Here is a 24,841-nt window from a genome sequence, read left to right as displayed (position 1 = left end):
CTGTCATTTTATTGAAAATTCTGCCCATGTTGTAAGCACTCAATTAACCCTTTATTCAAGGAATAAACAATGTCTTCTCAAATCACCATGCGCCAAATGATTGAAGCTGGCGTACATTTCGGTCACCAAACCCGCTACTGGAACCCAAAAATGGCACAATACATTTTTGGCGCGCGCAACAAAATCCACATCATCAACTTGGAAAAAACCGTTCCCATGTTCCAAGAAGCACAAGAAGTGGTGCGCCGTTTGGTTGCCAACAAAGGCACGATTTTGTTTGTTGGCACAAAACGCCAAGCGCGTGAAATCATCAAAGAAGAAGCACAACGCGCAGGTATGCCTTACGTTGACCATCGCTGGTTGGGCGGCATGCTGACCAACTACAAAACCGTCAAACAATCCATCAAACGCTTGGAAGAAAAAGCCGCTTTGTTGGCAAACGCCGAATCAAGCGGTTACAACAAAAAAGAATTGTTGGACATGACCCGCGAAGTGGAAAAATTGGAACGCTCTTTGGGCGGCATCAAAGACATGAAAGGCTTGCCAGACGCGATTTTCGTGATTGACACAGGCTACCAACACGGTACTTTGGTGGAAGCCGAAAAATTGGGCATTCCCGTGATTGCCGTTGTGGACACCAACAACAGCCCTGACGGTGTGAAACACGTTATCCCTGGTAACGATGACTCTGCCAAAGCCATCCGTTTGTACTGCCGTGGCATCGCTGATGCTGTGCTGGAAGGCAAAAACCAAGCGGTTGCGGAAACCGTAGCTGCTGCACAACAAGCTGCTGAATAAGACTTTTGTCTTTTCAGGCTGCCTGAAAACGGTTTCAGGCAGCCTGTTTTGAATTTCATTTGAATTGATATTTTTGGAGAACAATATGGCAGAAATTACTGCAAAAATGGTTGCCGATTTGCGCGCCGCAACTGGCTTGGGCATGATGGAATGCAAAAAAGCATTGGTAGAAGCCGAAGGCAATTTTGAAAAAGCCGAAGAAATTTTGCGCATTAAATCAGGCGCAAAAGCAGGCAAATTGGCAGGTCGCACGGCTGCCGAAGGCGTGTTGGCTTACGCGATTGAAGGCAAAGTGGGCGCATTGGTTGAAGTAAACTGCGAAACCGACTTTGTGGCAAAAGACGCTGGTTTTGTTGAATTTGCCAATTTTGTTGCCAAAACTGCGGTGGCAAAAAAACCCGCTACCGTTGAAGAATTGGCGGCTTTGGTGGAAGACGAGCGCAAAGCCGTGATTGCCAAATTGGGCGAAAACATGTCTGTACGCCGTTTCCAAGTAATTGAAACTTCTGGCGAATTGGTGGCTTACATTCACGGTGCTTTGGCAACCGAAGGCGTGTTGGTGGAATACACAGGCAGCGAAGACGTGGCGCGTAAAATCGGCATGCACATCGTTGCGGCTAAACCACAATGCGTGCGCGAAGACCAAGTGGACGCGGAAACCGTTGAAAAAGAACGCCACATCTACACCCAACAAGCGATTGAATCTGGCAAACCTGCTGAAATCGCTGCGAAAATGGTTGAAGGTCGCATCAAAAAATTCTTGGCAGAAGTGTCTTTGAACGGTCAAGCGTTTGTGATGAACCCAGACCAAACTGTTGCCCAATACGCCAAAGAAAATGGCACAGAAATCTTGTCATTCGCACGCTACAAAGTGGGCGATGGCATTGAAAAAGCGGTTGTGGACTACGCTGCGGAAGTGGCTGCGGCTGCAAAAGTTTAATCAATTTTTTGATTAAAAAAATGAAAAAGGCTGCCTGAAAACCAAGAAATGGGTTTTCAGGCAGCCTAAAATTTTGTTCAATCCATTTATGGTCGTTTGAAAACTTTGTATCATTGTTTCAAATTATATAGTTAATTCATTTGTCCTATTTCTAAACGAATTGACCATAACACAAACAAGGCAACAACAAGAGCTGTTCAAGACATTGGCAACGCTGTACGATTTGTATTTGAAACAACCCTAAAACTTAGCTGGGACAAATATACCAATCCAAATCATGTGGAAATAAAAGTTGTTCCCGCAAACCGAACTAGGGACTATTAACAATTCATTTCGCAGTTGTTTTTATGCTAAATTTGCCCAATTCTGCATTACGCACCATATAGCATGCATACATTGGCTTGTATTTTTGCCTTGAATTAAACAAACTTGTCTACAAAACCAACTTCACACCCGAATTGTCAATAGCCCCAGGCAAAGGGTTCAGTCTTTCTGTAATTTTTGATTTAAAAGTCCAAATATTTCAATTATTCTTTATTTCGCCCATGCCAAAAATACCGCCACACAAAAGCAGGAAAGGCAAATACCAAAAACAAGCAAAGTACCACCGCATAAAATGCCCAACCTTGATTGTGTACCACTGCCGAGCGACTTTCTAATACATAAGCCATTGCGGCTGTTAAAAGCAAACCCAAAAGCCATTCAAATAAATGATGCCCAAAATGTTTGTGTTGCAAAGGGAACACACCCAAAAGTCGCGTAGTCAAAAAAGGTAAATTTGCCAACACCACAGCCAACAACAATAAAGTGTACATAGCGGCATTCATGACAATCCCCACAAATCAAAGCGCGTATTTTACCATTTTTGCGCTACAATACGCGGTTTTCCATTTCAGGCAGCCTGAAAATGTATCTTTGGCTCAAATTGTTTCACATTTTCTTCATTATTGCATGGTTTGCAGGGCTATTTTATTTACCACGCATTTTTGTAAATTTAGCAATGGTTGAGCAGCACCATGAACGTGAACGGCTGTTGTTAATGGCAGGTAAGCTCTACCGTTTCATGCACCCTTGGGCAATCGGTTCAGTTTTATGCGGTTTATCCATGCCATTGTTTCATATTGGATTTCATGGTTGGGTACACGCCAAAATACTGATTGCCGTATTATTGCTTGTGTACCACTTTTTTTGTGGCAAACTCTTACGCAATTTCCAAAATCAACAAAATACACGCAGCCATAAATGGTATCGAGTTTTTAATGAATTACCCGTTTTTGCGCTGCTTACCGCCTTGTTGATTGTGATTTTTAAACCTTTCTGATTTTTCAGGCAGCCTAAATATGTCCCACATTGAAATAGAACGCCGTTTTTTACTGAAAAACGATAATTGGCGTGCCATTGCCAGTACACCACAAATTCTGTATCAAGGCTATATCAGTGTAGAAAAAGAATGCACCATTCGTGTTCGCATTGTAGAGCAACGCGCTTATTTAACACTCAAAGGCTATCTTTCCGATATCAGCCGCAGCGAATTTGAATACGAAATTCCACTTGCCGATGCCAAAATGATGTTGCAAACATTGTGTCCGTTTCAGGTGGAAAAATACCGTTACCATGTTGAAATAGATGGGTTTATTTTTGAAATAGACGAATTTTCAGGCAGCAATGCCCCTTTGATTGTTGCTGAATTAGAATTACCCAATGAAAACGCAGATTTTCCCTATCCAGATTGGTTGGGTAAAGAAATTACCCACGATGGGCGTTTTACCAATGCTTATTTAAGCAAACACCCTTATGGAAGCTGGGAAAAATAAGCCAATACACATGCTGGCTGCCTGAAACAAATATGCCAATTAAAAAAACCTTTGCCCAACAAAGACAAACCTTGTATAATGTCTCGTTTTCGCAGGCAAATCCGTTTGCTGACAGGATATTTCAAAGGGCAATCCGCCTTGAAATTATGGTAAGTCATTGTAAGGATTGCCCCTTTATGTGCTGAATGAAATCCAAGCACATACCATTATCAACCATTTTAAAATTTTAAGTTTGGAGACCAATCATGGCAAAAGTTTGCAAAATTACTGGCAAACGCCCGATGTCTGGCAACAATGTATCCCATGCCAACAACAAAACCAAACGCCGTTTTTTGCCTAATCTGCAATCACGCCGTTTCTGGGTAGAGAGTGAAAACCGTTGGGTTCGCCTCCGTTTATCTAACGCTGCTTTGCGTACCATTGACAAAAATGGCATTGATGCTGTTTTGGCTGAATTGCGTGCGCGTGGCGAAGCCGTTTAATGAAAGGAAAACATCATGCGCGATAAAATCAAATTGGAATCATCTGCTGGTACAGGTCATTTTTATACCACAACCAAAAATAAACGCACCATGCCTGGCAAAATGGAAATCAAAAAATTTGACCCAGTTGCTCGTAAGCATGTAATTTACAAAGAAACCAAGTTGAAATAATGCGGTTTCAAAAAAGCCTTTGTTGTCGCAAAGGCTTTTTTCTTTTTCATATTGTCTTGAATTCATCATGTCTGTTACGCACACTTTACGCACCCAAATCGCCACATTATTGCCAGCCCACAACATCGTTAGTATTGGCGATGATACCCCTTTCTTATTGGACCAACGCCACCGCTATTACAGCAATAACAGCCTGGTGGTGATGCCAGAAAATACAGAACAAGTTCAATCACTTGTTCGTTTTTGTCAAGAACAACGCTTACCGATTGTACCACAAGGTGGCAACACAGGTTTGGTAGGTGGCAGTTACGCGCAAGATGCCATCATCATCAATTTAAGCAAACTCAATCGCATTCGTCAGTTTCATCATGCTGACCAAGCCATTACGGTAGAAGCAGGTTGTATTTTGCAGCACATTCAGGCAGCAGCCGAGCAAGTAGGTTTTTACTTTCCATTGAGTTTAGCCAGCGAAGGCAGTTGCCAAATTGGTGGCAATATTGCCTGTAATGCAGGTGGTTTAAATGTGGTACGTTATGGCACCATGCGTGATTTGGTATTGGGTTTAGAAGTGGTTTTACCTGATGGGCAACTGATTTCCCAGCTTACGCCTTTGCACAAAAACACCACAGGCTATGATTTGAAACACCTGTTTATCGGTAGCGAAGGCACTTTGGGCATCATTACTGCCGCAACATTGAAACTGTTTGCCCCAACACGCAGCAACGCAACCGCATGGATTGGCATAAGCAGCATTGATGAAGCCATGCGTTTGTTGTCTCTGGTGCGAAACCATTTTGCGGAACGACTCAGCAGTTTTGAACTCATCAGCCATTTTGCGCTGCATTTATCGGCTCAATTCAGCAAGCTGCCTGAGCCCGAAAATGCCGAATGGCATATTCTATTGGAATTAAGCGACAGTTTACCCCAACAACCTTTATCGGAATGCTTGGGCGATTTTTTATATGAACACGGATTTCATCACAGCATTTTGGCGCAATCGGAGCAAGAGCGGCAAAACCTATGGACTTTGCGTGAAAACATTTCTGCCGCACAACGACATTTGGGTGTCAGCATCAAACATGATATTGCCTTACCGATTGCCCAAACAGCCGCTTTTGTGAAGGCGTGTCAAAACGCCTTGATGCAACAGTTTGCAGATGTACAAACTGTGGTATTTGGTCATCTGGGTGATGGTTCCTTGCACTACAATGTTTTTTTGCCCGACACCAGCACCGATGTTTATCAACAAGAGAATGCCGTAAATGAAGTGGTTTATCGGCACGTTTTGGCTCATCATGGCACGATTGCTGCCGAACACGGCATAGGCTGCCTGAAAAATCATTGGCTGCCTGCTGTTCGCAGCAAATCTGAATTAAATCTGATGCGCGCAATTAAAAACCAATTTGACCCACTGAATTTATTCAATCCCAATAAATTGCTGCCTGAAAATGCGTGATTTAAATGTGATAAAGGCTGCCTGAAAGTTTTCAGGCAGCCCAAATGTCCCAGCCAAATTTGCCAATCAATACACACAGCAAAACCATAAAACCCACACGCAAAAAGCGTGTACCACCTTTGATTGCCAGTTGTGAACCGACAAATCCACCACAAAAATTAGCAATCGCCAAAGGTATCGCCCAAGCCCAAATAATGTGTCCATTTGGCACAAAAAAACTCAATGCTGCCAAATTGGTGGTTAAATTAATGACTTTTGCCGAAGCGGTGGCAGTTAAAAAATCGTAGGCAAAAAAGCGCACAAACACAAATGCCAACAAACTGCCTGTTCCGGGTCCAAAAATCCCATCATACAAACCAATTATCGCACCCGCTGCAATGCCTGTAACGTATTCACGCCGTGTTAAGTTGCTTTGACGCACGGATTGTCCCAAGTCTTTTTTCATGAATGTGTAAACACACATCACAATCATGATGAGCAACATCGCAGGTTTCATGTATTGCACAGGCACTTTTGCTGCCAACATCGCCCCAAAATACGATGCCACAAACGCACACAACGCCGCAGGCAGCAACATTTTCCAAGGCAAACGGATTTTGCGTGCAAATTGTGCGGCGGCATTGAGCGTGCCAAAAAATGAAGCGGTTTTATTGATGCCCAAAACCGATGCAATCGGTGTTTGTACAGGTAAAATGCCAAATAAAGCAGGAATTTGCAATAAGCCTCCGCCACCCACAGCCGCGTCCATCAAACCTGCAGCAAAACCTGTGAGCAGCAGCAAAAACAGAGAAAAAGTATCCATGATTTCGGTTATATTGAGGTCATCATCAAAGTGGTAGGCTGCCTGAAACCCGTTTTCAGGCAGCCTGTTGGGTAATCGGTTATTGGTGTTTTACAGTCGCAGAAGCGAAAAAGCAATGTAAGGCGACCATGAGCGTCCCGTACAAATCGTACATAAAGGCATAGACAGTGCCGTAGTACTTTTTCAATTTTGCGACTTTAATAATGTTCAGATTGAGAAATGTCCCATTTCCCTTATTTTATCGTTATGCTTTGCGGTACAATAGCACATTTTGTGTTTCAGGCTGCCTGAAAGACCGCATCATGATTTTGGACATCACGCGCTATCCCTTTTCTAATTTTCTAACAGAAGCCAAGCAGCTTTGGCGGTTGGCTTTGCCCATGATGCTCGCTTCCATTGCAGGCGTGGGCATAGGCGTGGTGGACGCCACAATGGCTGGTGGCGCAGGTAAAGACGATTTAACCGCTGTTGCTTTGGGCAGCGCCCTATTTGCCACCATTTACGTTACGTTTATTGGCATAATGACCGCACTCAATCCCCTTATCGCACAAATGTATGGCGCAGGCAAAACCACAGAAGTGGGCGAAATGGGGAGACAAGGTTTGTGGTTTGGTTTTTTGTTGGGCTTGGTGGGCATGTTGTTGATGCTGGCTGCGGTGTCGCCCTTGAAAAACTATGTGAATTTTACGCCCAAAATTGAAACCATGTTGGGCGATTACATTATTTATACCGCTTTAGCGATGCCTGCTGCCATGCTACACCGTGCGTTACACGCTTATGCGTCCAGTCTCAATCGCCCCAAGCCGATTATGTGGGTCAGTTGGGCAGCTTTGCTCTTGAATGTGCCACTTAATTATGTGTTTGTGTATGGCAAATTCGGACTGCCTGAAATGGGAGGAGCGGGTTGTGGTTTTGCCACTTTGCTGGTGTTTGTGTTTAACGCAGGCGCGTTGGCGGCTTATGTGTTGTCCCACAAAGATTTAAAACCATTTGGCTTGGGCATTCGTTGGTGTCTGCCTGATTGGCACACCCAAAAACAAATTTGGCAACTGGGTTGGCCCATTGGTTTATCGTATTTTCTGGAAGCCAGTTTATTCACGTCCATTGTTTGGCTGATTACACCATTTGGTACAGACACCGTTTCGGCACAACAAATCGTCATCAGTTTAAGCAGCGTGGTGTACATGATTCCGCAATCCTTGGGCGCAGCGGCAACTGTACGCATCGGTTTTTCTTTGGGACGCAGACAATTTGCCCGCGCCCGTTACATTTCAGGCACGGCGGTGGCATTGGGCTTATTGTTCGCTTTATTGACCGTGAGTGTTTTATTGCTGTTGCGCTATCCTTTGATTGGACTTTACACTTCCGACGCAGCGGTTATTGCTTTGGCATCATCGCTACTGTTTTTCTCGGCCGTATTCCAATTCTTTGATTTTACACAATGTATATCGTCTTATGCCCTACGCGGCTACAAAATCACGCGCATACCCATGTTGATTCATGCCATTGCCTTTTGGCTTTTGGGTTTACTACCAGGTTATGTTTTTGCCTTTTACTTGAACATGGGCATTTATGGTTTTTGGACTGCACTCGTTTTGTCCTTGGCTTGCGCCGCCACAGCCTTGCTTTGGTATTTGGAAAAATGCAGCAAATGGGTAGTACATCATCGCGGTTTATGATACAGGCTGCCTGAAAAGTGATGCACGCCCCACCCTACGCAAAACTTGGTGTTCATGGTATTTTCAATTTTCTCATTCTTGAACACACGTTCATACAGATGTTTTAACCATGCTTACTTTACACAAAAACGTTTCCCTCCAAGCCCATACCACTTTCGGCTTGCCCGCCAAAGCTGCTTTTTATGGCGAATTGACCGATGAAACACAGTTGTTTGACATCATCAAGCTGCCTGAATTTCAGCAACATAAAGTTTTGTGGTTGGGCGGTGGCAGCAATGTGGTTTTGTTACGCGATTATCCCCACTTGGTCATTCGTTTAAACAACAAAGGTATACGCGAAATCAGCCGTGCCAATGGCAAAGTTCTGTTGGAAGTACAGGCAGGCGAAGTGTGGCACGAATGGGTGTTGTACACTTTGGCAATTGGCGCGTATGGCTTGGAAAATTTAAGTTTGATTCCTGGCACAGTGGGTGCATCGCCCGTACAAAATATTGGTGCGTATGGTGTGGAAGTAAAAGAACGCATTGAATCTGTACGCTGTTTTGATTTGGAAACACAAGAATTTGTGGTATTTTCCAATGCCGATTGTCAATTCGCCTACCGCGATAGCCTATTTAAACAAACTGGCAAAGGGCGTTACGTCATCACGGCCGTGCGTTTCCTGCTGGACGAAGTGTTCACGCCCAATTTACGTTATGGTGATTTAGAAGCTGTAATTACCCAAATGTGTGGCAATCGCAAACCCACCGCACAAGATGTTTCGGCTGCCGTGTGCCAAATCCGCCGTGAAAAATTGCCCGACCCTGCAGTCCAAGGCAATGTGGGCAGTTTTTACAAAAACCCGATTGTTTCCGCCCAAACTGCAGCCGCATTATTGGCACAATACCCCAATGCACCACATTATCCCCAAGACAATGGCAACATAAAACTGGCAGCTGCTTGGCTGATTGAACAATGCTGCCTGAAAGGATACCGCATCGGCAATGCCGCCGTACACGATAAGCAAGCTTTGGTACTCATCAACTGTGGTGGTGCAACGGCAGATGATGTATTGGCATTGTCATCACACATTTGCCATGCGGTTCAACAACGTTTTGGCATACACTTATCACCTGAACCTGTATGGCTGCCTGAAAACCCATCGTTCATCGTCAAAACTTGATGCAAACAAGTTCTAAAGTCCACTTTTCAGGCAGCCTATTGTCGCTGAAATGAAAACCTAATGAGCATTTTGAAAGTAAAATCATGAATTTTCCCCCACGCCACGCGCCTGTAACCCGAATGCGCCGCATGCGCCGCGATGATTTTTCACGCCGACTGATGCGCGAAACCGTTTTGACCGCCAACGATTTGATTTACCCCGTGTTTGTGTTGGAAGGCAAAAATCAGGAACAAGAAATCGCGTCCATGCCCAAAATCAAACGTCAGAGCATTGATTTATTATTGAAAACGGCGGAACGCGCTTGCGAATTGGGCGTGCCGATGTTGGCATTGTTCCCCGTGGTAACGCAAAACAAAACCGCAGACGCACGTGAAGCCTACAATCCCGAAGGTTTGGTGCAAACTGCTGTCCGCGCCTTACGCAAAGAATTTCCCGAATTGGGGATTATGACCGATGTCGCGCTCGACCCCTACACTTTGAGCGGGCAGGACGGTTTAACAGACGAAACAGGCTATGTGTTGAACGATGAAACGATAGAAGTTTTGGTAAAACAAGCAATTAGCCATGCCGAAGCAGGCGCACAAGTGGTCGCGCCATCGGATATGATGGACGGGCGAATTGGCGCAATCCGCCAAGCCCTTGAAACAAATGGGCATATTCACACGCGCATTATGGCGTATTCGGCAAAATACGCATCTGCATTTTATGGACCTTTCCGCGATGCGGTGGGCAGCGCAGGGAATTTGGGCAAATCCACCAAAGACCAATACCAGCAAGACCCCGCCAACAGCAACGAAGCCCTGCACGAAGTCGCGCTGGACATTGCCGAAGGCGCAGACATGGTGATGGTCAAACCCGGTATGCCCTATTTGGACGTGGTGCGCCGCGTGAAAGATGAATTTGGCGTTCCCACTTTTGCCTATCAGGTGTCGGGCGAATATGCGATGTTGATGGCGGCAATCCAAAACGGCTGGCTGGACGAAAATAAGGTGATTTTGGAGAGTCTGCTGGCATTCAAACGCGCTGGCGCAGACGGCATTTTGACGTATTTTGCGATTCAGGCAGCCGAGCAGTTGCGTGTGCAAAAATAAGCTTTCAGACAGCCTGGAACCACAAAATACGTAAACATTGCTAAAACCAATTTAAAGAAATATTTCAATAGAGTATAATAATACTCAACATGGGCTTTCAACCTTGTATGACAAAGGACAGAACATGAAAACCAATCCATTGGTATCCATTGCTTTATTGGCTTGCTTGTTTTCAGGCAGCCTCAATGCGTACGCACAAGATGATGAAGCACCCAAACGCCAGCCGCGCAATCCCGAAGAGCAACGTGCGGTACGCATTGCCAAAACCGCTACAGGTGGCGGACAGGTGGTATCCACAGACCGCGACTGGAACAATTGGGACGTAGACATTTTGCGTGGTTGCCTACTGTTTGAAGTGGAAGTCGACCATGAAACCAATCAGGTAGTCAGCCGAACCCACGATGACAGCGCATGCCATGACAGAGCAAAATTGATTGAATTGCGCGAAAAAGCCCGCCGTTACTTATTGCGTTGATTTCCAGGCTGCCTGAAACCAAATTAAACACAAGATGAATGTGATACCCGATTATTTAAATACCCAAGCCTTACGTTTGAATGCCGATGAAACAGCGGTGGCATATGCTGCGGCACAAACCGTCATGCAGCAAGGTCAGGCACACATTGAGCGCGCCATTTTGTTTCCCGAATGGCTGCCTGAAACTTTGTTGGCACAGCCCGAAGCCGAAACACAAAGCAAACGCATTTTTATGGCGTTGGATTCGGTATACAGTCGTGAAAAAATGCAAAGTGCAGCTGTTTATGTTTTGCTGCCTGAAAACAATGTGCTGGTGTGTGTGGCGCAGCAAGGCTTACCTTTGGCGCATACTTTGTCCATTGATGACGAAAACGCACAACACCATTTGGCAGCACGCAGCGCGCAAACGGGTTGGGCAAATGTGGTTGATGACACCGCTAAATGGCTGAAAAATGGCGATTTATTTGGTGCAGAAAATGTGCATACAGTGGCACAAATGTCGCTACCTTTGTGTCATGGCGATGGTCGATTGTATGGTGTATTGCATGTGGAACACCATACCCCATTCAGTTTAGCACAACAAGCCGTTTGGGTTGGTTTGGCTTTAGCCTTAACCGAAGCGGTGCAACAATGGTTGCCGCGTCCCAATCCAGATGAACATTAAATTAGAGAACCTGTGTCTTCTAACTAACCGCTAAATACAGGTTTTGAATATGCTGATGAACAAGAAAACATGAACAACAATCCCATTACACACTTAACTTCTTGCCGTTTGCCTACTGAATACGGCGTATTTCGCATGCACGGTTTTGAAGACACACGCACAGGTCAAGAACACATCGCTTTATTAATGGGCGATGTTTCAGGCAGCGAACCCGTTTTGTCGCGTATTCATTCCGAATGTTTAACGGGCGATGCCTTGTTTTCACAAAAATGCGATTGTGGGCCACAGTTACAAGCCGCAATGAAAGCCGTGCAAAATGAAGGTCGTGGCGTAATTGTGTATTTACGCCAAGAAGGGCGCGGCATCGGTCTGATTAACAAAATCCGTGCCTACGCTTTACAAGACCAAGGTATGGACACGGTTGAGGCCAATTTGGCACTGGATTTACCGATTGATGCTCGAGATTTCAGCATTGCCAAATACATTTATGAACATTTGGGGGTAAAAAGTGTCAAACTTTTAACCAATAATCCTGAAAAAATCCAAACTTTGCGTGATTGCGGCATCAATGTGGCAGCGCGTTTGCCCTTACATGTGGGCAATAATCCTGAAAATCAGGCTTATTTGGATACAAAAGCAGAAAAATTGCATCACATGATGTCAGAATAAAGCAGTCAGTATGGATTAACTGTCGTTTCCAATAAATGCAATTGAGACAACAACAACCGCCATGTACACCCTAGTACATAAGGAAGCTCTCAACCGCTGTACTGGTTTAAATTGAATTCACTATAAATGATTTGCATAAATGGTGGGTGCAAGCACCCACCCTACGATACTCAAATCTGGGGTTTAGTAAAAATTACAGGCTGCCTGAAAGCCATTTTGTGTTTTCAGACAGCCTGTTCCACGCCAAAATCACGCATTCTCAGGCAGCAAATCCAATTTTGCCATCAACAAACGGTCGCCATCTTCGGCAGGATTAGGCGAAGTCAAAAGCGTATCACCGTAAAAAATTGAGTTTGCACCAGCCAAAAAACACATCGCTTGCACCGCTTCACTCATGCCTTTTCGCCCTGCACTCAAACGCACATAACTTTGTGGCATGGTAATCCGTGCCACCGCAATCGTTCGGACAAACTCCGTCCAATCCAAATCTTCAGCATTTTCCAATGGCGTGCCTTCAATTTTCACCAACTGATTAATTGGCACACTTTCAGGTTGTGGGTCAAGATTAGCAAGACTGGTAATTAAACCCGCACGTTCAGGGCGTGTTTCATTCATGCCCACAATGCCACCACAACAAATTTTCATGCCTGCTCTGCGCACTTTGCCCAACGTATCCATGCGGTCTTCATGACGGCGTGTGTGAATGATGTCGTTATAGCGGTCGGGGTCGGTGTCCAAATTGTGGTTGTAATAATCCAAACCTGCTTGTTGCAAATCTTCTGCCATGCCCTCTTCCAACAAGCCGAATGTGCCACAAGTTTCCAAACCTTCAGCTTTCACAGCGCGTATCATTTCTGCCACCACTTTGATGTCATTCGGCTTAGGACCACGCCAAGCAGCACCCATACAAAAACGCGATGCACCGCGTTCTTTGGCAATTTTCGCCATTTTGACCACTTCTTCCACTTCCAATAATGCAGACTTTTGTACGCCTGTTTGGTAATGCGCCGATTGTGGACAATATTCGCAATCCTCCGAACAACCGCCTGTTTTTACAGACAGTAAAGTAGAAAGCTGAATGCGTTGAGAGTCAAAATTTTCCCTGTGTACTTGGGCTGCCTGAAAAATCAGGTCAAGAAAAGGCAAATCAAACAGCTCTTCAACTTGGCATTTACGCCAATATTGGGCGGTGGGATGTGGCGCAGGTGTGATTTTGCGGCGCAATGCGATAGGACGTAGTGCAGCAGTAGTCATGTCAAATTCCTTATGTTTTTTGCAGCAACACATTGTTGCTGACAGCAGGGGCATTCCGCATAATGTGGAATGTTGCGAAAAAAGAAAACCAGAAAAATGATTTTCACTTTAATTGAATTGGCTTTCAGGCAGCCTTTAGTAAAGCAATATTTTAACCCATCTGTTTGTCTATTGCGTATTCCAGCAATAAACAAATTATGATACACAAAAATTGCAACTGCCCATAAAAGGCTGCCTGAAAACCAGAAATTACCATGAAATCAAAAATTCAAATATCCCCTTCCGCCTTATCCCCTTCGGCTTCCATCCACGCGCGGCGGCTTGCCGCTTCGCCCTTGCCCATCAGTTTCAGGAACACGGTTTCGGTGTGTGCCGTGTCTTGTGTGGGGATTTGCACTTGCAGCAGCCTGCGTGTGTCGGGGTGCAAAGTGGTGTCTTTCAGTTGGTCGGGATTCATCTCGCCCAAGCCTTTGAATCGGCTGATGGAAAAACCATTTTCGCGGATTTTTTCGCTGCTCAATCTTTCCAAGATGGCTTTCAATTCGTTTTCGTCCAGTGCGTACAATTTGCGAGCGGGTTTGTTTTTGCCTTGCGCGTTCACGTCCACGCGGAAAAGCGGTGGTTGTGCCACATAAATGTTGCCATTTGCCACCAATTTAGGAAAATGACGGTAAAAAAGCGTCAAAAGCAACACTTGAATGTGTGCGCCGTCCACGTCTGCATCGGACAAAATGGCGATTTTGCCGTAACGCAAACCGCTCAAATCCACATCGTCATCGGCACCGTGTGGGTCCACGCCAATGGCGACTGAAATGTCGTGGATTTCGGCATTGCCAAACAGTTGGTCTTTGTGAATTTCAAAGCTGTTCAACACTTTACCGCGCAAGGGCAAAACTGCCTGAAAACGCTTATCTCGCGCCAATTTGGCTGAACCGCCAGCCGAATCGCCTTCTACCAAAAACAATTCGTTTTCGCGTACGTCTTCGCTTTCGCAATCGGTCAATTTGCCTGGTAAAACCGCCACGCCAGAGCCTTTTTTCTTTTCCACTTTTTTCACAGAACGCATACGCGCTTGGGCTTGTTTGATGGCTAGCTCGGCGATTTTTTTGCCCATTTCCACGTTTTGATTGAGCCACAATTCCAATGGGTCGGCACACACGGTGGCAACCAGTTTGAGCGCGTCTCGGTTGGTGAGTTTGTCTTTGGTTTGCCCTTGGAATTGGGGGTCAAGCACGCGCGCGGACAGCACAAACGCCACGCGGCTGAACACGTCATCGCTTTGCAATTTGACGCCACGCGGTAACAGGTTGTGGTGATTGATGAAATTGTTTACGGCATTGAACGTGGCTTGTTTTAAACCTGCTTCGTGCGTGCCGCCCAATGGCGTGGGAATGAGATTGACGTAGCTTTCGTTGGCGCAACTGCCTTCTTCCAGCCATGTGAGGGCAAATGCCGCGCCTTCGCCTTCGCGGAAATCTTCGTGGCTGCCTGAAATGTGGTTTTCGCTGGCGAAAATGGGGGCGATTTCTTGTGCGTTTACCAATAAATCGGCAAGATAGCTGCGTAAACCTTGCGGATAATGCCATGTTTGGGTGTGGGCGGTATTTTCAGGCTGCCCTTTGATGTGGCGCGTTAGCGACACGCTCACGCCTTGTAATAACACGGCTTTGGCGCGGAGCAGGCGTTCTAATTCGGTCAAATTGTAGTTGGCTTGTTCAAAGTATTTGGGGTCGGGGTAAACGCGGATTTCGGTGCCTGTGTCTTTGGGGCTGCATTTGCCGATTTCGTGTAGCGGTTCAAGCACTTCGCCATGCGCGAACACGATGCGTGAGATTTTGCCTTCGCGTTTGACGCTGACTTCCAAGCGCGTGGACAGGGCGTTGGTTACGGACACGCCCACACCGTGCAAACCGCCTGAAAAGGCGTATGCGCCATTGCCGTCTTTTTTGTTGAATTTGCCGCCTGCGTGGAGCTGGGTAAATACCAGTTCAATAACGGGAATTTGCTCAATGGGGTGCAAACCTGTGGGAATGCCGCGCCCGTTGTCGCGCACGGTAATGGAATGGTCGGGGTGGATTTGTACGTCAATTTGTGTGGCGTGTCCGCCCAATGCTTCGTCTGCGGCATTGTCTATCACTTCTTGAATGATGTGGGTGGGCGAATCGGTGCGGGTGTACATACCAGGGCGTTCTTTGACAGGCTCTAAACCTTTGAGAACTTTAATGCTTTCTTCGGAATAAGATGGATTTTTTGCCATTGTGAATGTGGTTTCTGAAACAATTTTAGGGGTATATTGTAAAGGATTTGTGCTTTTCAGGCAGCCCAATAACGGTATAGTCGTGAAAGCAAAAAAGCAATACAAGGCGACCATAATTTCCGTCAACGTGGCTGCCTGAAAATCCTTTATAATTCGCGCATTTTAAATATTGTTGGAAATCCAAAGCATGGCACACATTCACATCATCGGCATAGGCGGCACATTCATGGGCGGACTGGCAGCCATCGCCCAACAAGCAGGTTTCAAAGTAACAGGTTGCGATGCCAAAATGTATCCACCCATGAGTACGCAACTGGAAAACTTGGGCATTGAAATCCACGAAGGCTTTGACGCGGCACAGTTGGACACCTTCCCAGCCGATGTGTATGTGGTCGGCAACGTTGCCAAACGCGGCATGGACGTGATTGAAGCCATTTTAAACAAAGGCTTGCCCTACACATCGGGCCCGCAATGGCTGGCGGAAAACGTGTTGCACAAAATGTGGGTGCTGGGCGTGGCAGGCACGCACGGCAAAACCACCACTGCCTCCATGCTCGCGTGGGTGTTGGAATACGCAGGATATGGCGCAGGCTTTTTGATTGGCGGTGTGCCGCAAAACTTTGATGTTTCAGCGCGTTTGCCACAAAATGGCTCATCGTTTTTCGTGATTGAAGCCGATGAATACGACACCGCATTCTTTGACAAACGCAGCAAATTCGTTCACTACCGCCCCCGCACCGCGATTTTGAACAATTTGGAATACGACCATGCCGACATTTTTCCCGATTTAAACGCCATTCAAACCCAATTTCATCATCTCGTCCGCACCGTGCCAAGCGAAGGCTTAATCGTGGCAAACGGACGCGAAAGCAGCCTGAAAAACGTCTTGGAACGCGGCTGCTGGACACCCACCCAATTTTTTGGCGAACAAAGCGACTGGCAAATCAGCAACTTGCAACAAGACGGCAGCTTTGACGTGCAATTTCACGGCGAAACGGTCGGACACATCGCGTGGGATTTGTTGGGCGAACACAATCGCCAAAACGCCCTTGCCGTGATTGCGGCTGCAAAACACGTTGGCGTGAACGTTCAGGCAGCCTGCGAAGCGTTGAGCCAATTCAAAAACGTAAAAAGACGCATGGAAATCAAAGGCGTGGTCAACAACATAACCGTTTACGATGATTTCGCCCATCACCCCACTGCTATCGCCACCACACTGGACGGTTTGCGCCAAAAAGTGGGCAAAGCGCGAATTGTTGCCGTGTTGGAGCCGCGTTCCAACACCATGAAACTCGGCACGATGAAAGCCGCGCTGCCTGAAAGTTTGCGTGGCGCGGACGCGGTGTTCTGCTATGCTGGCGGTGTGGATTGGGACGTTCAGACAGCCCTCAATCCTTTGGGCGACAAATTGCACATCGGACAAAATTTTGACGATTTTGTGAACGATTTGGCACAATTCGCGCAAAATGGCGACCATATTTTGATTATGTCCAATGGCGGATTTGGTGGCATTCACGATAAACTGTTGGCGAAATTGGGCAGATAAATTTCAGGCTGCCTGAAAACACCAATCACACTAAAATCTCTCCTTATTCAAATCAACATGAAAGACCAAAATGTCCAATCAAAACGAAACCTTATTTGAACGCGCCAAACAAATCATTCCTGCTGGCGTAAACTCGCCTGTTCGCGCTTTTGGCAGCGTGGGCGGCATTCCGCGTTTCATCAGCAAAGCGCAAGGCGCACACGTTTGGGACGCAAACGGCACACAATACATTGATTATGTTGGCTCTTGGGGAACGGCAATTGTCGGACACGCCCACCCCGAAGTGGTGGAGGCAGTTCAGGCTGCCGCGCTGGGCGGTTTGTCGTTTGGCGCACCCACCGAGGGCGAAATTGCCATTGCCGAAGAAATCGCTAAAATCGTGCCAAGCGTACAACGTTTGCGTTTGGTCAGCTCTGGCACGGAGGCGACCATGACGGCAATTCGTTTGGCGCGTGGCTACACGGGGCGCGACAAAATCGTCAAATTTGAAGGCTGCTATCATGGGCATTCCGACAGTTTGCTCGTGAAAGCAGGTTCGGGTTTGCTCACATTCGGCAACCCCAGTTCGGCTGGCGTGCCAAGCGATTTGACCCAACACACCATTGTGTTGCCCTACAACGATGTGTCAGCCTTAAAACAGGCGTTTGACGAATTGGGCGAGCAAATTGCAGGCGTGATTTTGGAGCCGATTGCGGGCAACATGAATTTGGTTCGCGCCACACCCGAGTTTGTCCAAACCCTGCGCCAAGTTACCGAACAAAACGGTGCGGTGCTGATTTACGATGAAGTGATGACGGGTTTTCGCGTGGCATTGGGTGGCGCACAATCCTTGCACGGCATCACGCCCGATTTGACCACCATGGGCAAAGTGATTGGTGGCGGTATGCCTTTGGCGGCATTTGGCGGCAAAAAAGAGATTATGGATTGCATTTCGCCTTTGGGTGGGGTGTATCAGGCAGGCACTTTGTCGGGCAACCCTGTGGCGGTGGCGGCTGGTTTGAAAACTTTGGAGATTATTCAACGCCCTGATTTTTATGAAAACCTGTCTGCCCGAACCCAACAACTGGCGCAAGGTTTAACATCGGCAGCACAAGCATCTGGCGTGGATTTTTGTGCCGATAGCGTGGGCGGTATGTTTGGTTTGTATTTCGCCCAACAATTCCCCCAAACTTATGCCGATATGATGGCGAGCAATGTTGATGGTTTCAAACAATTTTTCCATGCGATGTTGAACAAAAATGTGGCATTTGGACCTTCGGCTTATGAAGCGGGTTTTGTGTCTGCTGCACACACGCCTGAATTGATTGAGGAAACGATTGAGATTGCAAAACATGTGTTTGCACAAATGAAGTAAACAATCCAAACCTTTCAGGCAGCCTAACAGTACACGACAAGTTTTAAAAACACATTTTGCAGGGTGCGTACCACACACCAAAATATTAGGAAATTGTTTGAAATTGTGGCATGTGATACACACCCTACGCATTGAAAATGAATGATGTGAAATGGTGGGTGCCTGCCCCCACCCGATACCCCTCATTAGGTCATGCTCAAAATATAGTAAATCAAATACAAAATGAGACACCATATAGGGTGTAACTTATCCTATTTGTCAATGAATTAACCACATATTGATACACGGCTCTCGTTGTCGCCTAATACTGCTTTTGCACTTTTTCACGACCGTATCCGACATCAAACAGGCTGCCTGAAAACCTTTCAGGCAGCCTGTTTGCATCATCTGGCTGTCAATCAAGCACAAGCATAACGCGCCATACCCAAATCATCGGCTTGAATGTCGGTGGTTTTTCCACCCACACAATCCGCCGTTAATTTTCCCGAACCCAGCGACATCGTCCAACCCAGCGTACCATGTCCTGTATTGGTAAACAGATTATCAAAACGGGTTTTACCAATGATTGGCGTGCTATCAGGTGTCATCGGACGCAAACCGCTCCAATACTCGGCTTGTTCGGTGTATCCACCATGAGGAAACAATTCATTGACCACCATACTCAATGTTTCCTTATGGGTTTCAGGCAGCCTGATTTGATAGCCCGACAATTCCGCCATACCGCCCACGCGAATGCGATTATTAAAGCGCGTAAGTGCCACTTTATAGGTTTCGTCCAACACCGTAGATTGTGGAGCGCGATTTTCATCGGCAATTGGAATCGTCAGCGAATAACCTTTTACAGGATAAACAGGCAAATCCAAACCAATTTGTTGTAACACCGTACGACTGAAACTGCCCAATGCACACACAAAAGCATCAGCGGTAAACATTTGCCCACCTGCATGAACCCCTGTAATCAGGCTGCCTGAAACCTCAAAGCGACTGATTTCGCTATTGAACACAAATTGCACACCGCGTGTTTGCAACAACTGCGCCAATTTTTGCGTGAACAAGCGACAATCACCTGTGCTGTCGTTGGGCAAATGAAATGCACCTGCGATTTGGTGGCGAATATGAGCAAGAGCTGGCTCAAATTGCAACACACCATCAGCATCAAGTTGCTGATATGGCACATTAAAACTGTCTAATACACCCATACTTTGACAATGCTGCCTGAACAAAGTTGCATCACGGAACAAGTGCAAAGTACCTTGATGTCGCTGTTCAAAATCCAGTTTTTCTTCTGCTTCAAATTGGTGCAACAAAGCGCGACTGTATTCCGAAATCCGCATCATGCGCGATTGATTGCGCGAGTAAGCCACACTGTTGCAATTTGCAGTCATTTGCGCCAACCAACGCATTTGAAACAAGCTACCATCAGGGCGAATAATCAAAGGCGAATGTTTTTTACCCAACCACTTCAAAGCTTTCATAGGGATATTTGGCGCAGCCCAAGGCGTGGTATAACCAAAAGAAAGCTGCCCTGCATTGGCGTAACTGGTTTCATCTGCCACACCAGCAGCACGGTCAATCACGGTAACCTGATGCCCAGCCTGGTTCAGATAATAAGCCGTAGCAACGCCAACCACGCCTGCGCCCAAAACGATAACCTGCATAATCCTACTCTCCTCTGAATTGTTGTTTTGCTGCCTGAAAAGCAGGCGAATTATAAACGCTTTTCGGTATTTTGGGCTGCCTGACCAGCACACGCCAAACAACATCTAAAACACCATTGCATTAAAGTGCATGATACACGCCGTTCTGACAAAAAACGTCATCTCATGCTGCCTGAAATGCCACAATCGGCATAAAAAATACACTGACAAAAAATGTCAGAAAACAAAATAATCAATTAAAACAATAAAATAAAAATAAAAATTAACTTGGCATTGCCCCTGCTACCAATCAGGTAAGACAGCAGAATTTGCCGAACACAAAAAACACAGCATCTTTCGGCAACTTCCTTTTTAAATCAAGATGCTGGTAATTATCTTTTGGAGATATTAAAATGAAAACATTGCAAAAAGGTTTCACACTGATTGAGTTGATGATTGTAATCGCTATTATCGGTATTTTGGCTGCTATCGCATTGCCTTTGTACCAAGATTACATTTCTAAATCACAAACCACTCGCGTAGTAGGTGAGTTGGCTGCTGCCAAAACTGCAGTTGACGCAGCTTTGTTTGAAGGTAAACAACCTGTTCTGGGTACGACCAATCCTGGTACTTCTGTTTCACCTATCGGTTTGTCAACTGGTGCTGAAACTACCACTGCAACTTCTGCACAAACCCGTTCTAACTTGATGGGTCAATTAGATTTAACTTGGGATGCAGCTAAACCCAGCGAAGTAACTGTTGCTGCAACTTTGGGTCGCAATGTGAATGGCGACATTAAAGGTACTGTAATTTCTCAAAAACGTGATGCTACTGGCGTATGGACTTGCGTGGTTGATGGTAAAGGTACTGGTTGGAAAGACAAATTCATTCCTACTGGTTGCAAAAAATCAACTTAATAAGCCGTAATTCGGTAATAGAAACCGCTTGCTGATAAGGCAGGCGGTTTTTCTGCTATTTTGGATTTTTTAATGGAATAAATGTCATGTCTATTCGCAATTTTTTAACCAAAGACCATCAATTGCCGCCATTTTCCACTTATCGCAGCCCTTTGTTATGGGCTTTGGTGTGTGTGTTGCTGCCCAATTTGTTTTTTTGGATTGTAGCTGGCTTGGGCAATTTAGCGCGTCCGTTGATTAATTTTGATTATTTTCTACCAGTTTTGTTGATGGCATTGCCTTTGCCATGGCGATTGGGCAAAATTTTGGGCGGCGTGGCATTGGTTTTTGCCATTGCGGTGGACTTAATCATGTTTGCCATGCAGATTTTTCCATTTTTGGATATTGCAGCCATCCGTTATCTTGCGCCGTTTATTCATACCGCACCGCTGCGTTTGTTGCTGCTTTCGGCTGTTGCCATTATCTACGCGCTGTTGTTTCCTTTTTTACAAAATTGGACAATGCGTAAAACTTCATTGAAATGGGTGATTTTGATACTGTGTGTGATTGGTTTACCCAGCTGGTATTTGCAGTATGACAAATATCATGAAACATATGGCTTGCGCTTTGCGCGTGGCAATCATTATTTCGCTCACAGCCAGGTGCAGTTGTATCGCTCAGAAATAGGTGATGATTTTTACCGATTAACGCAAATGGAGCCTGTGATTATGCCTAATCATAAGGAGAATGCTTCGCAACGTTTCAGGCAGCCTTTTGCAGATAAGGTTTTATTGGTGGTGGCTGAATCATGGGGTATGTCGCGTGAGCCAACTGTTCATCGAGCAATTTTGCAGAATATTTATAATCAACAAGAAAATTTGGCATTTATTGAAGAAGGGTTCTTTGATTTTTATGGTGCAACGGTGCAGGGAGAAATTCGTGAATTATGCAATTTCAATACTGAAAATGGCTATGCATTCAGTAAATTGCCTGCCGAAACTTTTGAATCATGTTTGCCAAATGTTTTTAAGAAAGCGGGCTATCAAACTGTGGGTTTGCATGGAGCAAGCAGCTTGTTGTATGACCGCAATGCTTGGTATCCACATGTGGGTTTTCAAAAAACGGTGTTTGGCGAGCATTTGTTGAATTTGAAAAAATGCTATGCTTTTAATGGTGTGTGTGATGAAGAGATGTTGAACATTATTGGCGATGAATTTAAGCAAGCTGGAAAACAAAAGACTTTTGTGTATTGGCTGACCTTAACTGCTCACTTGCCTTATGATGTTGGTGATATGCGTTCCGAACGTTTTGATTGTGATGCTTTAAATGTTACCAAAGGCGATATTTGTAATAATATGCGCTTGCAGTCGCAGTTGTTTGATGACTTGGGTGAACTCATTAAGCGACCTGAAATGAAAGGGGTGGAAGTGATTGTGGTGGGCGACCACATGCCGCCGATTATGGGTGATGTGCCTTTGTATAAAAATCTGCATTTTAATGATGTGGCATGGCTGCATTTTAAAGTGAAAGAATAATTAGGATTTTTTATAAGATTAAGATGAAATCAGGCTGCCTGAAACTATTTCAGGCAGCCTTCCTTGTATATGCACACCCCAAGTTAGGGGAAAGTTGTAACAGTATCTTTGTCATCAATACATCATCTTTTTGATTTATGGAGATGTTTGTATCGTACAATCTGCTGGTGTAAATTTGTCTTTCCAAGAGGTAACAGTTGTGGCACTTGGGTTGATGGTGCAATGCCATTCAGGAGTGCGCGTTAAGGTAAGTTGTAATCCTTGTAAACCTGCGTAGGCTTCTGAACCCAATGTTGCAGTAATCGCCAAATGTTTTTTGTTATGTCTGTAAATTTCAATTTCGGCAATTTTCATGAGATTGGAATTGGGATTGTTTCCATCAATGCCAATGTATTTGTATCTACCACCTTGACCATCGTGTTGCTCATCTTGAGCGGGATTGAGTGTGGGCGTATGTCCATTACCTACTGTAAAATCAATGATGCTGCGTGTACTGCTTAATTCGTAATACACACGGGTAATTTGTGCTTTGGCAATGTAGTCTTGATATACAGGTAAGGCAATCGCCGCCAAAATGCCAATGATGGCAATGGTAATCATCAATTCAATTAGAGCAAAACCGTGTTGTTTACTTTGTATGGTCATTGTGTTTGTTGTCTTTCGTGCAATTGAATGGGATACCTTGTAAATTGGATTAAGCAAGTTTGATGCCATTGGGGATTTCAAAATCAATAAACTTAATTTATAATTCTGTTTTTAAATGGTTTTATGGGTTTTAAGATGAAAAAATCTTATCCATTGGATAAAATGGCTGTAAAAAATAAGTTGAAAGCAGCAGCATGGCATTTTGTGTTTTCGGTGTTGGTGTTTGTGTTGGCTTTGGTGTGGATACGTTGGTTTTTGTATCCCGATTTTCATTTTGATTTAAATGGTGTGTGGTATGGCTTGCGTTTGGTTGCTGGGGTGGATTTGGTTTTAGGACCGTTGATTACGTTTTTGGTTTTTCATCATGCCAAACCTTTGCGTGAGAAAATCATGGATTTTACCTTGATTGGCTTGGTTCAGGCAGCTGCTTTGTTTTATGGTTTGTATACCATGTATCAGGAACATCCGCGTATGCTAACCTTGTATCAATATGGTACGGCGATGACCATCACGCAAAGGGAATATGCAACGGACAAGATGGTTTTGCCTGCTGATTTATCGCAATTTAGTCAAGTGGGTCATGTTCCTGTGGTTTTTTACCAACGTACCAAAGAGCAACAAGCTGTGTTTTCACCTTTAACTTTAGCTGATTTGCAGCTTGCTAATCAAAATGTACGCCACTATATGACTTATGATGACGATAAACATATTTTAGCAGAATTGGACAAACAATACGGAGAAAATAAGGTATATGTGTTTGCCATTATGGGTAAATATCAAGGGGCGTTTGTGGCAATGGATGCACAGCTGAATGTTGTCCGTATTTTTGGACAGCGTGATTTACATTGATATGGTTTTGCAAATATGGTCGCAGAAATGAAAATGCAATACAGGGCAACACGAGAGCCTTGTATTCCCAGACCTGCCAAGTTCTTCGTAGTTCGAATACTTATATCCGATACCTACGCGATATGAAATGTATATAAGGGTGTTGACAACGCCGTAGTGCTGCAACTATACAAAAATGTACTGGTCTACAACGGCTTCAGAAATTGTCGTATGCTGAAAAGGCTGCCTGAAAACAGAAATTGTGTTTTCAGGCAGCCTTTGATTTGTGGGTTGGTAAAAATTAACCTTGTTTGCGTGCTGGCAATTTTTCTTTGATGCGTGCTGCTTTACCTGTTAAACCACGCAAGTAGTACAGTTTAGCACGGCGTACATCGCCACGACGCTTTACTTCAATTTTTTCTACGCGTGGAGAGTACAAGGGGAATGTACGCTCTACGCCTTCACCATTGGAAATTTTGCGTACGATGAAGTTGCTGTTTAAACCACGATTTTTGCGTGAAATCACTACACCTTCATAGGCTTGCAAACGAGTGCGGTTGCCTTCTACTACGCGTGCATACACCACTACGGTGTCGCCAGGTCCAAATTCTGGGATTTCTTTGTTTAAACGAGCAATTTCTTCTTGCTCTAATTGTGCGATTAAGTTCATGTTTTTCCTTAATATA

25 protein-coding genes are annotated in these 24,841 nt (G+C 45.3%); 18 read left to right on the top strand and 7 right to left on the bottom strand.

The features are described 5' to 3' along the window. Nucleotides 1-69: 69 nt before the first annotated feature. Nucleotides 70-798 (top strand): 30S ribosomal protein S2, encoded by a 729-nt coding sequence (gene rpsB, locus Q4B82_RS01200; RefSeq protein ID WP_097114643.1) that lies wholly within the window; start codon nt 70-72, stop codon nt 796-798. A gap of 85 nt (nt 799-883) precedes the next feature. Then, a complete protein-coding gene (gene tsf / locus Q4B82_RS01195) occupies nt 884-1,738 on the top strand; it encodes a translation elongation factor Ts (RefSeq protein WP_034291261.1) in 855 nt (284 codons plus the stop codon). Nucleotides 1,739-2,265: 527 nt separating this feature from the next. Here tsf and Q4B82_RS01190 read toward each other — a convergent pair. Further along, nucleotides 2,266-2,565, bottom strand: a complete 300-nt coding sequence (locus Q4B82_RS01190; protein WP_303064609.1) for a DUF2818 family protein — start codon at nt 2,563-2,565, stop codon at nt 2,266-2,268. An 80-nt stretch (nt 2,566-2,645) separates the two neighbouring features. Between Q4B82_RS01190 and Q4B82_RS01185 the strand changes: the two genes are divergently transcribed. The 5 genes from Q4B82_RS01185 (at nt 2,646) to Q4B82_RS01165 (ending at nt 5,661) form a co-directional block, all read left to right on the top strand. Then, entirely contained in the window at nt 2,646-3,059 is a 414-nt protein-coding gene (locus Q4B82_RS01185; RefSeq protein WP_303064620.1) for a CopD family protein, read from the top strand. A 19-nt stretch (nt 3,060-3,078) separates the two neighbouring features. After that, nucleotides 3,079-3,552 carry a CYTH domain-containing protein gene (locus tag Q4B82_RS01180; protein WP_303064608.1) on the top strand — a complete coding sequence of 158 codons (474 nt, stop codon included), beginning with the start codon at nt 3,079-3,081 and terminating at the stop codon, nt 3,550-3,552. A 245-nt stretch (nt 3,553-3,797) separates the two neighbouring features. Further along, nucleotides 3,798-4,034, top strand: a complete 237-nt coding sequence (rpmB, locus tag Q4B82_RS01175; protein ID WP_303064607.1) for a 50S ribosomal protein L28 — start codon at nt 3,798-3,800, stop codon at nt 4,032-4,034. 15 nt (nt 4,035-4,049) lie between these two features. Further along, complete coding sequence (gene rpmG, locus Q4B82_RS01170) at nt 4,050-4,205, top strand: 50S ribosomal protein L33 (protein ID WP_002642891.1); 156 nt, start codon at nt 4,050-4,052, stop codon at nt 4,203-4,205. A 67-nt stretch (nt 4,206-4,272) separates the two neighbouring features. Then, nucleotides 4,273-5,661, top strand: coding sequence for an FAD-binding oxidoreductase (locus tag Q4B82_RS01165; RefSeq protein ID WP_303064606.1), 1,389 nt, complete (start codon nt 4,273-4,275; stop codon nt 5,659-5,661). A 31-nt stretch (nt 5,662-5,692) separates the two neighbouring features. Here the strand turns inward: Q4B82_RS01165 and Q4B82_RS01160 are convergent, their stop codons facing one another. After that, on the bottom strand, nt 5,693-6,463 hold the full coding sequence (locus Q4B82_RS01160; RefSeq protein ID WP_303064605.1) for a TSUP family transporter: 771 nt from the start codon (nt 6,461-6,463) through the stop codon (nt 5,693-5,695). A gap of 302 nt (nt 6,464-6,765) precedes the next feature. On the opposite strand from Q4B82_RS01160, the gene Q4B82_RS01155 reads away from it, so the two are divergent. The 6 genes from Q4B82_RS01155 to ribA all read left to right on the top strand — a co-directional run bounded on the left by Q4B82_RS01155 (nt 6,766) and on the right by ribA (nt 12,203). Then, nucleotides 6,766-8,142 carry an MATE family efflux transporter gene (locus Q4B82_RS01155; protein WP_303064619.1) on the top strand — a complete coding sequence of 459 codons (1,377 nt, stop codon included), beginning with the start codon at nt 6,766-6,768 and terminating at the stop codon, nt 8,140-8,142. A 109-nt stretch (nt 8,143-8,251) separates the two neighbouring features. Beyond that, nucleotides 8,252-9,304 (top strand): UDP-N-acetylmuramate dehydrogenase, encoded by a 1,053-nt coding sequence (gene murB / locus Q4B82_RS01150; protein ID WP_303064604.1) that lies wholly within the window; start codon nt 8,252-8,254, stop codon nt 9,302-9,304. A gap of 83 nt (nt 9,305-9,387) precedes the next feature. Further along, nucleotides 9,388-10,395 carry a porphobilinogen synthase gene (gene hemB / locus Q4B82_RS01145; RefSeq protein WP_303064603.1) on the top strand — a complete coding sequence of 336 codons (1,008 nt, stop codon included), beginning with the start codon at nt 9,388-9,390 and terminating at the stop codon, nt 10,393-10,395. A gap of 124 nt (nt 10,396-10,519) precedes the next feature. Continuing rightward, on the top strand, nt 10,520-10,870 hold the full coding sequence (locus Q4B82_RS01140) for a hypothetical protein (RefSeq protein ID WP_303064602.1): 351 nt from the start codon (nt 10,520-10,522) through the stop codon (nt 10,868-10,870). 34 nt (nt 10,871-10,904) lie between these two features. Continuing rightward, nucleotides 10,905-11,534 carry a GAF domain-containing protein gene (locus tag Q4B82_RS01135; RefSeq protein WP_303064601.1) on the top strand — a complete coding sequence of 210 codons (630 nt, stop codon included), beginning with the start codon at nt 10,905-10,907 and terminating at the stop codon, nt 11,532-11,534. 69 nt (nt 11,535-11,603) lie between these two features. Next, on the top strand, nt 11,604-12,203 hold the full coding sequence (ribA, locus tag Q4B82_RS01130) for a GTP cyclohydrolase II (RefSeq protein ID WP_303064600.1): 600 nt from the start codon (nt 11,604-11,606) through the stop codon (nt 12,201-12,203). 249 nt (nt 12,204-12,452) lie between these two features. On the opposite strand, the gene bioB is transcribed toward ribA, so the two are convergent. Then, complete coding sequence (gene bioB / locus Q4B82_RS01125) at nt 12,453-13,457, bottom strand: biotin synthase BioB (protein WP_303064599.1); 1,005 nt, start codon at nt 13,455-13,457, stop codon at nt 12,453-12,455. A gap of 268 nt (nt 13,458-13,725) precedes the next feature. After that, nucleotides 13,726-15,714, bottom strand: coding sequence for a DNA topoisomerase IV subunit B (locus Q4B82_RS01120; protein WP_303064598.1), 1,989 nt, complete (start codon nt 15,712-15,714; stop codon nt 13,726-13,728). Nucleotides 15,715-15,901: 187 nt separating this feature from the next. On the opposite strand from Q4B82_RS01120, the gene mpl reads away from it, so the two are divergent. Together mpl and hemL are read left to right on the top strand one after the other, a co-directional pair. After that, nucleotides 15,902-17,260 carry a UDP-N-acetylmuramate:L-alanyl-gamma-D-glutamyl-meso-diaminopimelate ligase gene (gene mpl, locus Q4B82_RS01115; RefSeq protein ID WP_303064596.1) on the top strand — a complete coding sequence of 453 codons (1,359 nt, stop codon included), beginning with the start codon at nt 15,902-15,904 and terminating at the stop codon, nt 17,258-17,260. Between the two features lie 70 nt (nt 17,261-17,330). Beyond that, nucleotides 17,331-18,614, top strand: coding sequence for a glutamate-1-semialdehyde 2,1-aminomutase (gene hemL / locus Q4B82_RS01110; protein WP_303064595.1), 1,284 nt, complete (start codon nt 17,331-17,333; stop codon nt 18,612-18,614). Nucleotides 18,615-19,012: 398 nt separating this feature from the next. Here the strand turns inward: hemL and Q4B82_RS01105 are convergent, their stop codons facing one another. After that, complete coding sequence (locus Q4B82_RS01105) at nt 19,013-20,272, bottom strand: D-amino acid dehydrogenase (protein ID WP_303064594.1); 1,260 nt, start codon at nt 20,270-20,272, stop codon at nt 19,013-19,015. Nucleotides 20,273-20,664: 392 nt separating this feature from the next. Here Q4B82_RS01105 and Q4B82_RS01100 point away from each other — a divergent pair, with 392 nt between their 5' ends. Together Q4B82_RS01100 and Q4B82_RS01095 are read left to right on the top strand one after the other, a co-directional pair. After that, complete coding sequence (locus tag Q4B82_RS01100) at nt 20,665-21,168, top strand: pilin (protein WP_303064593.1); 504 nt, start codon at nt 20,665-20,667, stop codon at nt 21,166-21,168. A gap of 86 nt (nt 21,169-21,254) precedes the next feature. Then, on the top strand, nt 21,255-22,682 hold the full coding sequence (locus tag Q4B82_RS01095) for a sulfatase-like hydrolase/transferase (RefSeq protein ID WP_303064592.1): 1,428 nt from the start codon (nt 21,255-21,257) through the stop codon (nt 22,680-22,682). Between the two features lie 135 nt (nt 22,683-22,817). Here Q4B82_RS01095 and Q4B82_RS01090 read toward each other — a convergent pair whose 3' ends face one another. Continuing rightward, a complete protein-coding gene (locus Q4B82_RS01090; RefSeq protein WP_303064591.1) occupies nt 22,818-23,327 on the bottom strand; it encodes a pilin in 510 nt (169 codons plus the stop codon). A gap of 135 nt (nt 23,328-23,462) precedes the next feature. Here Q4B82_RS01090 and Q4B82_RS01085 point away from each other — a divergent pair, with 135 nt between their 5' ends. Beyond that, nucleotides 23,463-24,176, top strand: a complete 714-nt coding sequence (locus Q4B82_RS01085) for a hypothetical protein (protein WP_303064590.1) — start codon at nt 23,463-23,465, stop codon at nt 24,174-24,176. 280 nt (nt 24,177-24,456) lie between these two features. On the opposite strand, the gene rplS is transcribed toward Q4B82_RS01085, so the two are convergent. Then, on the bottom strand, nt 24,457-24,825 hold the full coding sequence (rplS, locus tag Q4B82_RS01080; RefSeq protein WP_303064589.1) for a 50S ribosomal protein L19: 369 nt from the start codon (nt 24,823-24,825) through the stop codon (nt 24,457-24,459). Between the last annotated feature and the right edge of the window lie 16 nt (nt 24,826-24,841).

The organism is Alysiella sp. (genome assembly GCF_030525755.1).
In the GTDB taxonomy this organism is placed as follows: domain Bacteria; phylum Pseudomonadota; class Gammaproteobacteria; order Burkholderiales; family Neisseriaceae; genus Simonsiella.
This window is presented reverse-complemented; position numbering and strand designations above follow the sequence as displayed.